This window comes from Lactobacillus sp. HMSC08B12, assembly GCF_001808415.1.
Classification (GTDB): domain Bacteria; phylum Bacillota; class Bacilli; order Lactobacillales; family Lactobacillaceae; genus Lactobacillus; species Lactobacillus delbrueckii.
On sequence record NZ_KV793113.1, the window covers coordinates 1 to 653 of the forward strand.

Below are 653 nucleotides of genomic sequence, written 5' to 3' on the forward strand. Positions count from 1 at the left end.
TAAGAAGGCTGCAAAGAAGGCAACCAAGAACACTAAGAAGGCTGCCAAGAAGGTAGCTAAGACTACTAAGAAGTCAACTAAGAAGGCTGCTAAGAACACCAAGAAGGCAGCTAAGACTGCTAAGAAGGCTAGCGCAAAGTCAACTTCAGCATCTTCAACTAGCTCAGCTAAGTAATTAATTTGAGCAAAAATAAAGGCTCTGTTATCAAGCACGATGGCAGAGCCTTTTTTAGTCTTTATTTACTTCCGGGAAAACGTACTTTTCCATGTCAGCCAAGCAGTCCGCAATTGACAGTTTAAAAGCCCGGGTGGTTGGCAAACTTCTTGGGATAGGTCACGCTTTTGCCCTCGCTGCCCGCGCCTTGAAAAAGAGGGCTGTCGTCCTGGCCCAGAATCTGCAGGTTAGTGATGTTCAACTTCTTTTCTTCTTCAGCCATTTTTTCTGCCTCCGTTAATTAAGGACAAAACTGATGTAAACCAAGGCGCCATAGCGCTGGTTGACAGAATACTTTATGTCGCAGAAGACGCGCAGGGTCCGGGCATCTGCCGTCAAAATCTGGCAGTCGCCCCTAAAGCGTTCTTCATCAACCGCTGACTCAACAAAGTCCGTAAACTCCTCCTTGACCGAATTCAAAAACATATCCAATGCTATT

General features: G+C 45.8%; 1 protein-coding gene and 1 pseudogene. Both read right to left on the bottom strand.

From position 1 onward, the window contains the following. Positions 1–296: 296 nt before the first annotated feature. Positions 297–437, bottom strand: coding sequence for a hypothetical protein (locus tag HMPREF3168_RS10255; RefSeq protein WP_003614385.1), 141 nt, complete (start codon positions 435–437; stop codon positions 297–299). Between the two features lie 14 nt (positions 438–451). Further along, positions 452–653, bottom strand: a pseudogene (locus tag HMPREF3168_RS01590) (hypothetical protein); the annotation flags it as partial.